This window comes from Nocardia sp. NPDC004340 (genome assembly GCF_053602575.1).
The window spans coordinates 399,564-414,218 of the sequence record NZ_JBSGDW010000004.1 but is presented as its reverse complement, the minus strand read 5'-3'; the positions used below and the strand labels follow the sequence as shown (position 1 = coordinate 414,218).

General features: G+C 69.3%; 11 protein-coding genes. 10 read left to right on the top strand and 1 reads right to left on the bottom strand.

All coding sequences use genetic code 11. The features are described 5' to 3' along the window. Positions 1–4 precede the first annotated feature (4 nt). The gene (locus ACWEOI_RS18475; RefSeq protein ID WP_433672667.1) at positions 5–1,054 is read right to left on the bottom strand and encodes an extracellular solute-binding protein; all 1,050 of its coding nucleotides are present in this window, start codon (positions 1,052–1,054) and stop codon (positions 5–7) included. Between the two features lie 329 nt (positions 1,055–1,383). Here ACWEOI_RS18475 and ACWEOI_RS18470 point away from each other — a divergent pair, with 329 nt between their 5' ends. The 10 genes from ACWEOI_RS18470 (at position 1,384) to ACWEOI_RS18425 (ending at position 14,641) form a co-directional block, all read left to right on the top strand. Further along, positions 1,384–3,627 (top strand): SulP family inorganic anion transporter, encoded by a 2,244-nt coding sequence (locus tag ACWEOI_RS18470; protein ID WP_452360350.1) that lies wholly within the window; start codon positions 1,384–1,386, stop codon positions 3,625–3,627. Positions 3,628–3,840: 213 nt separating this feature from the next. After that, the gene (locus ACWEOI_RS18465; protein WP_452360349.1) at positions 3,841–6,048 is read left to right on the top strand and encodes a SulP family inorganic anion transporter; all 2,208 of its coding nucleotides are present in this window, start codon (positions 3,841–3,843) and stop codon (positions 6,046–6,048) included. A 239-nt stretch (positions 6,049–6,287) separates the two neighbouring features. Then, positions 6,288–7,094, top strand: coding sequence for a (2Fe-2S)-binding protein (locus ACWEOI_RS18460; RefSeq protein ID WP_452360348.1), 807 nt, complete (start codon positions 6,288–6,290; stop codon positions 7,092–7,094). Positions 7,095–7,275: 181 nt separating this feature from the next. Continuing rightward, the gene (gene thrS / locus ACWEOI_RS18455; protein WP_433672671.1) at positions 7,276–9,333 is read left to right on the top strand and encodes a threonine--tRNA ligase; all 2,058 of its coding nucleotides are present in this window, start codon (positions 7,276–7,278) and stop codon (positions 9,331–9,333) included. Next, positions 9,330–9,929 carry an HIT family protein gene (locus ACWEOI_RS18450; protein WP_379277921.1) on the top strand — a complete coding sequence of 200 codons (600 nt, stop codon included), beginning with the start codon at positions 9,330–9,332 and terminating at the stop codon, positions 9,927–9,929. The genes thrS and ACWEOI_RS18450 overlap by 4 nt, the downstream gene beginning before the upstream one ends. 100 nt (positions 9,930–10,029) lie before the next feature. Next, positions 10,030–10,701: a phosphatidylinositol phosphate synthase gene (gene pgsA / locus ACWEOI_RS18445; RefSeq protein ID WP_357285293.1), complete on the top strand. Its 672-nt coding sequence runs from the start codon at positions 10,030–10,032 to the stop codon at positions 10,699–10,701. A gap of 20 nt (positions 10,702–10,721) precedes the next feature. Beyond that, positions 10,722–11,702: a phosphatidylinositol mannoside acyltransferase gene (locus ACWEOI_RS18440; RefSeq protein WP_452360650.1), complete on the top strand. Its 981-nt coding sequence runs from the start codon at positions 10,722–10,724 to the stop codon at positions 11,700–11,702. Continuing rightward, on the top strand, positions 11,699–12,823 hold the full coding sequence (locus ACWEOI_RS18435; protein WP_433672673.1) for a glycosyltransferase: 1,125 nt from the start codon (positions 11,699–11,701) through the stop codon (positions 12,821–12,823). Before ACWEOI_RS18440 ends, ACWEOI_RS18435 begins: the two co-directional genes overlap by 4 nt. Then, the gene (locus ACWEOI_RS18430) at positions 12,823–13,863 is read left to right on the top strand and encodes an NUDIX hydrolase (RefSeq protein WP_452360649.1); all 1,041 of its coding nucleotides are present in this window, start codon (positions 12,823–12,825) and stop codon (positions 13,861–13,863) included. Before ACWEOI_RS18435 ends, ACWEOI_RS18430 begins: the two co-directional genes overlap by 1 nt. 109 nt (positions 13,864–13,972) lie before the next feature. After that, positions 13,973–14,641 carry a hypothetical protein gene (locus ACWEOI_RS18425; protein ID WP_433672674.1) on the top strand — a complete coding sequence of 223 codons (669 nt, stop codon included), beginning with the start codon at positions 13,973–13,975 and terminating at the stop codon, positions 14,639–14,641. Positions 14,642–14,655 lie beyond the last annotated feature (14 nt).

The window sequence follows — 14,655 nt, the reverse complement described above, 5'->3', positions numbered from 1 at the left end:
GGGGTCAGCGCAGGTAGCGCTGGATGAACTCGGCGAGGATCGCCGCGCCATTGCCCTTGATCTGATCCCAGGAGAACGGCAGCTGCTTGACCTCGGCGTAGGTGCGGGTGCCCGGGGCCACCGGGATGTCGGTGCGGGCGGGAATCATCTTGTGGGCCGCCGAGATCTGCTGGGCCTCGGGGGTGAACATGAAGTCCACCAGGGCCTTCGCGGCGGCGGGGTTCTTGGTGGTGTTCAGGATGAAGACCGGGCGCGGCGTCACGATGGTGCCCGAGGCGGGCGAGATGACCCGCAGTGGAACGCCTTTGGCGGCCGCGTCGTAGGCCGCGTAGTCCACGCCGCCGAGGATCACCGCGCAGCCGGTGCCCGTGCTGATCTCATCGAGGGCGGGACCGTTGCCGCCGCGCACCACCATGCCGTTGGCGAACAGCGCGTCGAAGACGGCCCAGGTGTCGTCCTTGCCCCACGCGCTGACCATGGCCGCCAGCAGGTCGCGGGCGGTGCCCGATTCGCGGGGGTCGGGCATGATCACCTTGCCGCGGAACTCCGGCGCGGCCAGGTCGGCCCAGTCATTGGGCAGGCGCGGGGACGCCTTGGTGTTGACCACCATGGTCAGCGCGGACCCGTCGCGGCCCAGGAAGCCGTGATTCTTGCCGATCCATCCGTCGTGCACGCGGTCCGCGCCGCGCGGGGTGTAGGGCAGGGTGCGGCCGTCGAGGTCGTATTGCGCGGCGGGCGTCCACGACGCCAGGTACACCACGTCGGCGGCCGGACTCGGGCCCTCCTTGTCGAGCTTGGCCGTGATCTTGCCGGTCTCGGCGCTGAACACGGTGACCTTGACCCCGGACGCCTTGGTGAAGGCGGCCACCAGCTCGTCGGTGAGGTCCTGCGGATTGGCCGAGTACAGGGTCAGCTCGCCGCGCAGCCCGGGTGGCGCGGTCCACGAACTGGTCGCCGCCGGGACCGTTCTCGGCTCCGGAGGCTTGCCGCAGGCGGCGGTGGACAGGGTCGCGAGGACGACGGCCGCGACGACGACGCGGCGGGGGAGCGACATTCCGCGGGACCCTTTCCGAAGGACCCCGACTCACTCCGGGTTCCACAGCAATCTCGCGCGCACAGTAGGCATCGCGGGCGAACCCGCAGGGTGTATCGGGTGAACAACCGGTGATATCCGATTCGCGCGAACACGTGAGCTGTGTCACAGTTTGGTAGCGGTTCGCATCAATCGTCGCAAACGCTTTTCGTTTCCTTTGCCTTGTCTTTACGCTTACCCGCGTTCTGCCAAGCGTCGTGGTTCTCCAGCCTCGCCCGCCGCTGCCTCTCGATGCCAGTACATGTTGACCGATGAACCGGGCGGCTCCGCCGTGCCGGCGAAGGAGAGATATGTCCACCGACACCGATCAGCCTCCACGGACGTCGCTTCCCGGCCCTCCGCGCCGGGACTCGTGGGCCACCCTGGTCCGCCACGACCTCCCGGCCTCGCTCGTCGTCTTCCTCGTCTCGCTACCGCTGTCGATCGGCATCGCGGTGGCCGCGGGCGCCCCCGTCGCCGCCGGACTCATCGCCGCGGTGGTGGGCGGGGTGGTCGCCGCGCTCTGCGGCGGCTCGGTGCTACAGGTCAGCGGGCCCACCGCCTCGCTGACCGTGGTGGTCGCCGAATCCATCAACCAGTTCGGCTGGGCCGCAACCTGTTTCATCACCATGCTGGCGGGCGGACTGCAGATCCTGTTCGGGCTCAGCCGGATCGCGCGCGGCGTGCTCGCCATCGCGCCGGTCGTGGTACACGCCATGCTCGCTGGGATCGGCATCGTCATCGCCCTGCAGCAGGTGCACGTATTGCTGGGCGGCGACACCCTGACCTCGTCCTGGGCCGCCATCGCCGGGCTGCCGCACCAGCTGGCCTCGGTGAAGGCCGGCGACCTGTGCATCGGGCTGGTGGTGATCGCCATCCTGGTCGGCTGGCGGCACGTGCCCGAACCCGTGCGCAAGGTGCCCGCACCGCTGGCCGCGGTCCTGGTCGCCACCGTGCTGGCCCGGCTGCTGGCGGTGCGCGTCGAGCACATCACCATCGACGGATCGCTGCTGGACGAACTGCGGCTGCCGCAGCTGCCGCACGGCAGCTGGGCCGCCATCGCGCTGATGGCGGTGACCATCGCGCTCATCGCCAGCGTGGAGACCCTACTATCGGCCGTCGCGGTCGACCGGATGCGTCAGAACGCCACTCGCCGAACCGATCTGGATCGCGAGCTGATCGGGCAGGGCGCGGCCAACGTGGTCTCCGGCCTGATCGGAGGCCTGCCCGTGGCCGCGGTCATCGTGCGCAGCATCACCAATGTCAAAGCGGGAGCGCGCACCCGGGCCTCGACCATGCTGCACGGGCTGTGGATCCTGCTGTTCTCGGTGGCGCTGGTCGGGGTGGCGCGCTCGATTCCCAAGGCGGCGCTGGCCGGACTGCTCATCGTGGTCGGCATCCAGCTGATCAAACTGGCCCACATCCGGCGGGCCCAGCGCACCGGCGACCTGGTGGTGTACGCGGCCACCGTGTTCGTGGTGGTGTTCTGGAATCTGTTGCTGGGCATGGTCGTTGGTCTCGCCCTGGCCTTCGCGCTGCTGCTGTGGCGGGTGGTGCGGGTGACGGTGACCGCCGAGGAGGTCGGGCTGGGCGGGACCGACGCCGTGCGCTGGCGGGTCACGGTGGACGGCAGCTTCACGTTCCTGGCCTTACCCGAGCTCACCAGTGAACTCGCCAAAGTGCCCCCGAACGCCGGCGTGGTGCTGGAGATGACGGTCGACTTCATGGACCACGCCGCCTACGACGCCTTACAGGAATGGGTGGACCAGCATCGCGCCGACGGCGGCACGGTCGAGTTCATCGAGGTCGGCGCGGTCCGCATGGCCGATGCCGCGGCCGGTCCGTCCGCGCGCGGGCATTCGCGGCACCTGCTCAACGAGGTGCTCGGGCCGTGGCGGCGCACCGCCACCGATGTGGACCCGATCGTCGCGGGTGTGGCGGCCTACCACCGCAGTCACGCACATGTCATGCGGCCACACCTGGGTGTGCTGCGCGACGGGCAGGAGCCGGACTCGCTTTTCGTCACGTGCGCCGACTCGCGCATCGTGCCGAACGTGATCACCAACAGCGGACCCGGGGATCTGTTCACGGTGCGCAACGTGGGCAATCTGATTCCGCGTGACGCCCAGGACTCGTCCATGGAGGCCGCGCTGATCTACGCCCTCGACAAGCTCGATGTGCGCTCGGTGGTGGTGTGCGGGCACTCCGGATGCGGCGCGATGGGCGCCCTGCACAGTGAACTGGTCACCGGGTCGCAGCTCGACGACTGGCTCGCGCACGCCCGGCCCAGCCTGGACCGGTTCCGGCTCGGGCACCCGGTCGGAACAGCCGCCGCCGCAGCCGGATTCGGTCCGGTCGACCAGCTCGGCATGGTGAACGTGGCGGTGCAGCTGGAGACGTTGTACGCGCATCCGGTGGTGCGGCGCGGGGTCGAGGAGCGCGGGGTGGTGCTGTCGGGGTTGTTCTTCGACATCGCCACGGCACGGGTGGTGGAGGTCACCGTCGACGGGATCGCGGAGATCGACGGCGTGGGGAGGGAGGCCCAGCCCGCGTGAGGTGCGTGTGATTTGCGGTGTTGGTGAGGGTTTTCGGGCAAAAGGGGCGTGAATCCGGCAGGATTCACCCCCTTGTTACGTTGGGCGGCAGTTTTTCTCAGACTTTGCTAAGACTTTACCTTTAGCCTGGCCTTTGCTCGTCCGGTGAGTGCGCGGCCAACGCCGTCCGCGGTCTTTATTCGATGCCCCTGTACATGCTCGCTGAGGAGCGATATGTCTCGCGACACCGATTCACCGCCAGGTAGATCCAATGGCAGGCTCGACAGCCTGCTGCGTCATGATCTGCCTGCATCCCTCGTAGTTTTTCTCGTCGCCTTGCCGTTGTCACTCGGCATCGCGGTCGCGTCCGGCGCGCCCATCGCGGCCGGACTCATCGCCGCCGTGGTCGGCGGTATCGTGGTCGGCCTGCTCGGTGGTTCCCCGCTGCAGGTCAGCGGCCCCGCGGCCGGTCTGACGGTCGTCGTCGCCGAAACCATCACCCAGTTCGGTTGGAAGACGGCGTGTTTCATTACCGTCCTGGCCGGTCTGCTCCAGATTCTGTTCGGGCTCAGCCGAATTGCCCGCGCCGCCCTGGCCATCGCACCCGTCGTGGTGCACGCCATGCTGGCCGGAATCGGCATCACCATCGCGCTGCAGCAGCTGCATGTGCTGCTCGGCGGCGCGTCCCATAGTTCTGCCTGGCAGAACGTGATTCAGCTCCCCGGCGAGCTGACCAACATCCACGGCGACGACTTCCTGGTCGGCGTGGTCGTGATGGCCATCATGTTCGGCTGGAAGTACGTGCCCGGCAAGGTGAAGGTGCTGCCCGGCCCGCTGGTCGCGGTCGTCGTCGGCACCGTGCTGTCGCTGGTGCTGCCCGGCTCCCCGGAGCGAATCGTGTTGAGCGGCTCGCTGTTCGACGCCATCGGCCTGCCCGGAATGCCGTCCGGCAACTGGGGCGCGGTCGTGCTCGCCGCCCTGACCATCGCTCTGATCGCCAGCGTGGAGAGCCTGCTGTCGGCGGTCGCGGTGGACAAGATGCACACCGGCCCGCGTACCAACTTCGACCGCGAACTGATCGGTCAGGGCGCGGCCAACATGATCTCCGGCACCCTGGGCGGCCTGCCCGTCACCGGCGTGATCGTGCGCAGTGCCACCAATGTGCAGGCTGGGGCCCGCTCCCGCGCCTCCGCCCTGATGCACGGCGTCTGGGTGCTGGTGTTCTCGGTCGCGCTGGTCGGACTGGTACAGCAGATTCCGAAGTCGGCGCTGGCCGGTCTGCTCATCGTGGTCGGCGTGCAGCTGGTGAAGCTGGCCCACATCAAGCTGGCCCGCCGCACCGGCGACCTGCTGGTGTACGTGGTGACCGTGCTCGGCGTGGTGTTCCTGAACCTGCTCGAGGGCGTCATCATCGGCCTGGTCCTGGCCTTCGGACTGCTGCTCTGGCGCGTCGTGCGCGTGTCGGTGACCGCGGGCGAGGTCGCCGGTACCGATCGCTGGCTGGTCAGCATCGACGGCACCTGCACCTTCCTGGCGCTGCCGAAACTGTCCGCGGAACTGGGCAAGGTCCCGACCGGTGCGGACGTGCTGGTCGAACTGAGCGTCGACTTCCTCGACCATGCCGCCTACGAGGCCATCCACGACTGGGCCAGCCAGCACGAGAACACCGGCGGCACAGTCGAATACGTGGAACTCGGCACCGCCCGCATGGCGCATGCATTGGAGGGTCCGCCGGTCCGCGGCCGCGCCCGCACCCTGCTCGACGACGTGCTGCGCCCCTGGCGCGAGGACGACGGCAACCCGATCACCCACGGCGTGGCCGCCTTCCACCGCCGCAACGCCCACGTGGTGCGCCCGCACCTCGACGAGCTACGCAACGTCCAGAACCCGCACTCGCTCTTCCTGACCTGCGCGGATTCGCGGATCGTGCCCAACGTGATCACCAATACCGGACCCGGTGATCTGTTCACGATCCGCAATGTCGGCAACTTCGTGGTCCCCGGCGGCCGCGACACCTCCATCGAGGCGGCGCTGTCGTTCGCCATCGAGGAACTACGCGTCGACAATGTCGTGGTCTGCGGCCACTCCGCCTGCGGGGCGATGAAAGCCCTGGTCGCGGGCGGACCCACCGGACCCGGCCTGGGCAACTGGCTGGTCCACGGCCGCGCCAGCCTGGACCGCTTCCACCCCGACGACCCGGTCGCCGCCGCGGCCGCCCGGGCCGGATACGGCGTGGACGATCAGCTCTCCATCGTCAATGTGGCGGTCCAGCTGGACACCCTGCGGGCCCACCCCGTGGTCCGGCGCGCCATGGCCGAACACGGCCTGCAGATCAAGGGCCTGTTCTTCGACATCGGCACCGCCCGGGTGCTCGAGGTGACCTCGGCGGGCATCCGCGAGATCGACGCCCCCGAGCTATCGGCCTTGGCGCACACCCACTGATCGACTCACACCGAGCGCGCGGGCGCGGGCTTCCCCAACCGGGGAATGCCCGCGCCCGCACCGTTTTCGGCGCGTCGGCCGCGTGCCCGCGGGCGCGCGCCGTACGCTGAGCGCGCCTCGCGGTGAACGCGAGTTGATCGGGTGCGCCGGAGGTCGCGGGGGAGCCGTCCACTTCGGCGCGGAAACGTGACATCGTGGGTAGTAATCACTGTGAACGGCCGGATCGGAGTCGAATGGAAATGGTTGCGCAGCCCCCCGTTTCACAGGCCCTCGTGCCGGGCACCGACCTGCTACGCCCGGAGTGGCTGGCCGAACGGATCGCCGACATGGGGATCTCGTGGGGGACTGCCGACTCGCGGGTCTCGGGGACCCTGTGGTGGTGCATGGCCGCCTCGTCCCTGGTGGACCCGATCGTCGCGGCGATCGCCAGCGAATCGCCCGCCTTCGACCCCGCGCTCGAGCGCATCGTCCTCGAGATCCGGCCGGACGGCGGCGTCGAGCGGGTGCTGGGCGAACCGCACGGCTACCGGATCGCCGCCCACCTGCTCGCCCTCGGCGCTGACGCGGTGCCCGCCCCGGACGCTGCCGCCGCCTCGCTCCCGGATCCGCTGACGCCCGCACCGACCGGTGTCACCGAGTCCGACGCCCCCGCCGCCAACCTCGAAGGCTGCGCCTCGGGACTCGAAAGCGGTTGCGCGACAGCATCTGTCGGTCACGCGCTGCGCCACACCCTGTCCCGGGTGATCCCCGTGGTCGCCGAGGTCTCCGGCGCGGGCGTGGCCGCCCTGTGGGCGATCGTGGCCGACGCCATCGGCAATCGCGCCCTCGACATCGGCGCCGAGGAAGCCGGTGCGCGGCTGGCCCGCGATGTGGCCGGACGCCTCCCGGTGCCCCGATTCCAGGACGTCGGCGGCCGCACCTTCGTGCGCCGCATTTCCTGCTGCCTGGTCTTCGAGGTCCCCGGCTGCACCATGTGCACCAGCTGCCCCAAGCGCCCCGCCGCCGAGCGTGAGGTCCTGCTCGCCGAGGTCGCCGCGCGCGGCTGACGGCGCGGGCGGGGCCGAACACCCTGGGGCGCAGGGGTGGTCCATCGGCGCGCGGGGACAACCGTGCCGATAGAGTGGTGGCCGCCGGGGCTCTGCCCTTCACGAGGGGGGTGCCCGGTCGTCATGTCCAACCTGTACGGCGGATGGATCGCCGCCGTGAAACGCCTAGGAGTGTCCAGCCGTGACCACCTCACCCCAGCAGACCCCAGTCGCCCGCGTCCGGGTCACGGCTGGGACTACCGCCGGGGCCGCGGTGCGTGAGGCGGACCTGCCGAGCAAGGGCGCGAACGCGGTGCTCGTGGTGCGCGACGCCGAGGGCGCGCTCAAGGACCTGACCTGGGTGCCCGAGCTGGACACCGAGGTGGAGGTCGTCACCGCCGATTCCCCCGACGGCCGCAATGTGATCCGGCACTCGGCCGCGCATGTGCTGGCCCAGGCCGTGCAGCAGGAGTTCCCCGAGGCCAAGCTGGGCATCGGCCCGTACATCAAGGACGGTTTCTACTACGACTTCCAGGTCGACCGTCCCTTCACCCCGGAGGATCTGGCCAAGCTGGAGTCCCGGATGAAGAAGATCATCAAAGGCGCGCAGCGGTTTTCGCGCCGGGTGGTCGAGATCGACGAGGCCCGGGTCGAACTGGCCAAGGAGCCGTTCAAGCTCGAGCTCATCTCCGACAAGTCGGGCATCGACGATCCGGAGGTCATGGAGGTCGGCGGCAAAGAGCTGACCATCTACGACAACCTGGACCCGCGCAGCGGCGAGAAGATCTGGGGCGATCTGTGCCGCGGCCCGCACCTGCCGACCACCAAGTACATTCCCGCGTTCAAGCTGACCCGCTCCTCGGCCGCCTACTGGCGCGGTGACCAGTCCCGTGAGGACCTGCAGCGCATCTACGGCACCGCCTGGGAGTCCACCGAGGCCCAGGACGAGCACCTGCGCCTGCTGGAAGAGGCCGAGAAGCGCGACCACCGCAAGCTCGGCCTGGAACTGGACCTGTTCTCCTTCCCCGACGAGCTGGGCTCGGGCCTGCCGGTGTTCCACCCCAAGGGCGGCATCATCCGCAAGGAGCTCGAGGACTACTCGCGCCGCCGCCACACCGCCGCCGGCTACGAGTTCGTCAACACCCCGCACATCACCAAGGGCCACCTCTTCGAGGTCTCGGGCCACCTGGACTGGTACCGCGACGGCATGTTCCCGGCCATGCACCTGGACGCCGAACTCAACGAGGACGGCACCGTCCGCAAGCCCGGCCAGGACTACTACGTCAAGCCGATGAACTGCCCGATGCACAACCTGATCTTCCGGTCGCGCGGGCGCTCCTACCGGGAACTGCCGCTGCGCATGTTCGAGTTCGGCTCGGTCTACCGCTACGAGAAGTCCGGCGTCGTGCACGGCCTGACCCGGGTGCGCGGCATGACGCAGGACGACGCGCACATCTACTGCACCAAGGAGCAGATGCACGCGGAGCTCACCTCCACACTGCAGTTCGTGCTCTCGCTGCTGCGCGACTACGGCCTCGACGACTTCTACCTGGAGCTCTCCACCAAGGACCCGAAGAAGTTCGTGGGCTCCGACGAGCTGTGGGAGGAGGCCACCGAGACCCTGCGCAAGGTGGCCACCGACTCCGGTCTGGAGCTGGTCCCGGATCCGGGCGGCGCCGCGTTCTACGGCCCGAAGATCTCCGTGCAGGCCAAGGACGCGCTGGGCCGCACCTGGCAGATGTCGACCATCCAGCTCGACTTCAACCTGCCCGAGCGCTTCGAGCTCGAGTACACCGGCTCCGACGGCGCCAAGCACCGCCCGGTCATGATCCACCGTGCGCTGTTCGGTTCCATCGAGCGCTTCTTCGGCGTGCTCACCGAGCACTACGCGGGCGCGTTCCCGGCGTGGCTGTCGCCGGTGCAGGTGGTCGGCATCCCGGTCGCCGAGGCGTTCGCCGAGCACCTGGACAAGGTGATCGAGCAGTTGCAGGACAACGGGATTCGCGCCGAGCTCGACCGCAGCGACGACCGCATGCAGAAGAAGATCTTCAACCAGACCGCGCAGAAGGTGCCGTTCATGCTGCTGGCCGGCGCGCGCGACGTGGAGGGTGACGCGGTCAGCTTCCGCTTCCGCGACGGCACCCAGGTCAACGGCGTGCCGGTGGCCGACGCGGTCGCCACCGTCGTGGACTGGGTGCAGCGGCGGGAGAACAGCTCGCCGACCGCGGAGGGCTTCGAGATCCGCAAGGCGGGTCGATGAGCGAAGCATTCGTGCCCGTGCCCGAGCAGATCGTGGACACCGGTGCGGGGGATCCGGATCGCCTGCAGCGGTTGTGGACCCCGTACCGGATGTCCTACATCACCGGTGAGGCCGAGGATCGCGACACCACGGCCGAGCCGAAGGCCGACGCGCCCAAGAAGACCGGGCACCCCTTCACCGACATCCCCGAGATGTCGGACGAGGACGGGCTGATCATCGCGCGCGGTGAATCGGTGTACGCGGTGCTGAACCTGTACCCGTACAACCCCGGCCACATGATGGTGGTGCCCTACCGTCGCGTCGCCAACCTGGAGGACCTGACCGCCGCGGAGAGCGCCGAGCTGATGGCGTTCACGCAGCAGGCGATCCGGGTGATGAAGCAGGTGTCGCGGCCCGAGGGCTTCAATGTCGGGCTGAATCTCGGTGGCGTTGCCGGGGGTTCACTCGCCGATCATCTGCATCAACATATCGTGCCGCGCTGGAGTGGGGACGCGAACTTCATTACCGTCGTCGGCGGAGTGAAGGTGATGCCGCAGCTGCTCCGGGAGACCCGGGCGCTGCTGGCACAGGCGTGGAAGGAAGCGGATTCGGCATGAGCGGGTCAGGCCCGGAGGCGGTAGCGCAGCGTGACCATGGAGGGCTCCCGCTCATGCCCGAAGGGCACCGCATGAGCGGGAGTGGCCGGGAGTTCGTAGCGTGCTGAGCTTCTTCGGTCGCGAGACGTTCGCCAAAGCGACCGCGCCCCTGGGCAAAGCGCTGGTGAGCACGGGGCTGACGCCCGACGCCATGACGCTCATCGGCACCACCGCCTCGATCGCCGCGGCGGTGACGCTGTTCCCGGCCGATCACCTGTTCTGGGGAACCATGGTGATCTGGCTGTTCGTCATGTTCGACATGCTGGACGGCGCCATGGCCCGCGCGCGCGGCGGCGGCACGAAATACGGTGCGGTGCTGGACGCCACGTGTGACCGCGTGGCCGATGGCGCCATCTTCGCGGCGCTGGCCTGGTGGGCGGTGTACACCGAGCACTCGAAGCACCTGTTCGTGGCGACGCTGGTGGTGCTGGTGACCTCGCAGGTCATCTCCTACGCCAAGGCGCGTGCGGAGGCCAGCGGGCTCTCGGCGGACGGCGGCCTGATCGAGCGGCCCGACCGGCTGGTCATCGTGCTGGTCGGCGCCGGACTCACCGGTATCGGCGGCTATTTCGGCATCGAATGGCTGTCGTACGCGGTGTATGTCGCCATGTACATCCTCGCCGTGCTCAGCATCATCACCGTCTTCCAGCGTGTGCTGGCGGTTCGCAATTCGCCCGGCGCCCGCGACATCATCGCCCCCGCGGCGCAGGCCCCGGAGGAACCGCAGCGGTGACAACCGATTTCACGTCCGCGATGACCGACAAGGCATACGCGGCCGGATGGCGACTGGTCCGCGCCCTGCCCGAGCGCGCCGCGCGCCGCCTGTTCGACCGGGGCGCGGACTTCGCCGCCCGCAAGGCGAACAAGGCCGCGCGCCGGGGCAATCCGAACCAGCTGCGCAAGAACCTGGCGCGGGTGCTCGGCGTCACGCCGGACCTGGTGCCGGACAGCCTGATCCGCGACAGCATGCGGTCCTATGCCCGCTACTGGCGTGAGGCGTTCCGGCTGCCGTCGATGGACCACACCGCGCTGGGCAAGTCGCTGCGCGTGGCGGGCATCGAGCACCTCGACGCCGCGCTGGCCCGCGGCAAGGGCGTGCTGCTGGTGCTGCCGCATTCGGGCAACTGGGATATGGCCGGGGTCTGGCTGGTCCAGAACTACGGCCAGTTCTCCACCGTCGCCGAACGTTTGAAGCCGGAGGCGCTGTTCGAGCGGTTCGTCGAATACCGGGAGAGCCTCGGCTTCGAGGTGTTCCCGCTGACCGGCGGTGAGCAACCGCCGTTCCCGCAGTTGGCGGATCGGTTGCGGGACAACAAGATCGTGTGCCTGATGGGCGAGCGCGACATCACCGGCAAGGGCGTGCCCGTCACGTTCTTCGGCGAGGACAGCTGGCTGCCGGCGGGCGCGGCCAAGCTCGCCCAGGACACCGGGGCGGCGCTGCTGCCCGTGCACTGCTGGTTCACCGTCGACGCCGACGGCCGCGAAGGCTGGGGCATGCGGGTGTTCGAGGCCCTGGATCTGGCGGGCGGCATGGCCCCCGCCACCCAGGCGCTGACCGACGTGTTCGCGGCCAATATCGCCGCCCATCCGGCCGACTGGCACATGTTGCAGCCGGTGTGGAAGAGTGATTTGTCGCAGGCCAGGCTGGATCGCATCGCGGCCGCGCAGCAGGCGCTGGGCTCTCGGGAGCAGCGGGCATTGGGCTCTGAGGAGCCGGGGACAGGGGCACTATGAAGATCGGCATGGTCTGCCCGTACTCGTTCGATGTTCCGGGCGGGGTGCAGTCGCATGTCGTGGAGCTGGCGCAGGTGCTCATCGAGCGCGGCCACAAGGTGAGCGTGCTCGCGCCCGCCGCCGACGACACGCCGCTGCCCGACTTCGTGGTCTCCGCCGGTAAAGCGGTCGCGATCCCCTACAACGGGTCGGTCGCGCGACTGTCCTTCGGGCCCACCGCCTACACCCGCATCCGGCGCTGGATCGCCGACAACGACTTCGACGTCCTGCACATCCACGAACCCAACGCGCCCAGCCTGTCCATGCTCGCGTTGAAGATCGCGGAGGGGCCGATCGTGGCCACCTTCCACACCTCGACCACGAAATCGCTGGTGCTGAGCACTTTCCAGGGCGTGCTGCGGCCGTACCACGAGAAGATCAGCGGCCGGATCGCGGTGAGCGAGCTGGCCCGGCGCTGGCAGGTGGAGGCGCTGGGCGGCGACGCGGTCGAGATCCCCAACGGGGTCGACGTGCCCGCGTTCGCGCACGCGCCGCTGCTCGACGGCTACCCGAAGCCAGGCAAGTCGGTGCTGTTCCTGGGCCGATTCGACGAACCGCGCAAGGGCATGGAGGTCCTGCTGGGCGCGCTGCCCGAACTGGTTCGGCAGCATCCCGGCGTGGAGATCCTGATCGTCGGGCGCGGTGACGAGGACCGGTTGCGCCGCGAGGCCGGGGAGAACGCGGGACACCTGCGGTTCCTGGGTCAGGTCACCGATGCCGAGAAGGCCTCGGCCATGCGCAGCGCCGACGTGTACGTCGCGCCCAACCTGGGTGGCGAGAGCTTCGGCATCGTGCTGGTGGAGGCCATGGCCGCCGGAACCGCCGTGGTGGCCAGTGACCTGGACGCCTTCCGCCGGGTGCTGCGCGACGGCACCGCGGGCATGCTGGTACCGGTCGGCGACTCCGCGCGGCTGTCGGCGGCGATCAGCGCCATGCTCACCGACGACGAGCGGCGCGAGGAGTACATCCGCACCGCCAATCAGGTTGTCGGCGAATACGATTGGCCGGTCGTGGCCGAGCAGATCCTGCGGGTGTACGAGACCGTCACCGTCGGCGACGTGCGCGTCAGGACCGCCGGATGATCACTTTCTCCGCGACGACCATTCTGGTTCTCGCGCTCATCGCGGCGGCCGTCATCGCCGCCGCGGTCTGGGCGTACACCACCGCCAACCGCCTCGACCGGCTGCACGTGCGCACCGACCAGGCCCGCCACGCGCTGGACGCGGCGCTGGCCCGGCGCGCGGTCGTCGCGCGGTCGGTGGCGACCACGCTCGCCGGTCTCTACGATCCGGCGCTGGTCGAGCAGGCGCGGCGGTTGACCGCGCTGGCCGACCGCGCCGAACGCTCCAATTGGCGCGACCGCGAGACCGTCGAGAACCAGCTCGCCGCCGCGCTGTCCGCGGTCGACATCGCGTTGCTGCCGCCGCAGCTGGTGGCCGAGCTCGCCGACGCCGAGGCACGGGTGCTCATCGCCCGCCGCTTCCACAACGACGCCGTCCGCGACACCCTCGCCCTGCGCACCCGGCGCCTGGTCCGGTGGCTGCACCTCGGCGGTACCGCGCCGCTGCCGGTGTACTTCGAGATCGCCGAACGGGTCACCGCGGCCGCCTCGACCGGCCTCGAGGTCGACACCGTCCGGACCTCGGCCCGCGTGGTGCTGATCGACGAGCAGGATCGGGTCCTGCTGTTGCAGGGCGTCGACCCGAAGGTCCCGGATGTGCCGTTCTGGTTCACCATCGGCGGCGGTGTCGATCCGGGGGAGACGCTGCGCGAGGCCGCGATCCGCGAACTCTACGAGGAGACCGGTCACGCCGCCGACTCGTCGGCGCTGCGCGGTCCGCTGTGGCGGCGCGTCGCGGTGTTCCCGTTCAACGGGGAGCTGATCCGCTCCGAGGAACTCTTCTTCGCCCTGCGTGCCAAGAGTTTCGACCCGGTCCCCACCAACCTGAACTTCGTCGAGCGCCGCTCCATCACCGGCAACAAGTGGTGCACCCCCACCGATATCGCCCACCTCGACCACTCGGGCGAAACGGTGTACCCGTACCACCTCGATCACCTGCTCGCCGAGGCGATCAGCGCCGCCGACTCCGACGCCGATCCCGAAGTCCGTTCCATCCGCTGACCCCGGGCGTGTCCGCTGGGTGGGACCGCGGGCGCGAACCCCGTCCGCCGGAGCCGATCCGCGGTTACGGTGGGCCGATCAATGGTGATCTGTGGCAAGGACTTACGGCATGAAGTTGATGTACGCGTTGTGGGGTGCGGATCTGGGGGAGCGGCTGCGGGGCGAGCAGCTGCGCAAGGAGCTGACCGGGCTGGGCGTCAGCGCCTTGCAGGTGAACGTCCGGGACGCCGACGTGGAGGCCGCCCAGGTGCGGCACACCACCTATGACGCGCCGATCGACGCCATCGTCAGCGTGTGGACCGAGGGTGACCACGAGGCCGTGACCGCCGCGCTGCGGGCGGTGGCCGACGACGTCAACGGGTGGGTCGTGCACGAGCGCCGACCGATCGAACCGCCCGAGGTCGCCGACGGCGAGCGCACCGACGCCCTGGCCAATATCGCCATCCTGCGCATCCCCGAGAACCTCACCCGCGAGGAGTGGCTGCACAACTGGCACGTCCTGCACACCCCGGTGGCCATCGAGACCCAGGACACCTTCGGCTACGTGCAGAACACCGTCGCCCAAGCCCTCACCGAGGGCAAGCAGGTCGACGCGCTCGTCGAGGAACTGTTCCCGATGGCCGCCATGACCAGCGCGCACGCCTTCTACGGCAGCGGCGGCGACGACGCCGAACTGCAGCGCCGGGTCACGGCCATGATGGAGAGCGTGGTCCGGTTCGGGGCGCACCTGAACCTGGATCTCGTCCCCACCAGCCGCTACTTCTATCAGCTGGGCTGAACGCTCACCGATCT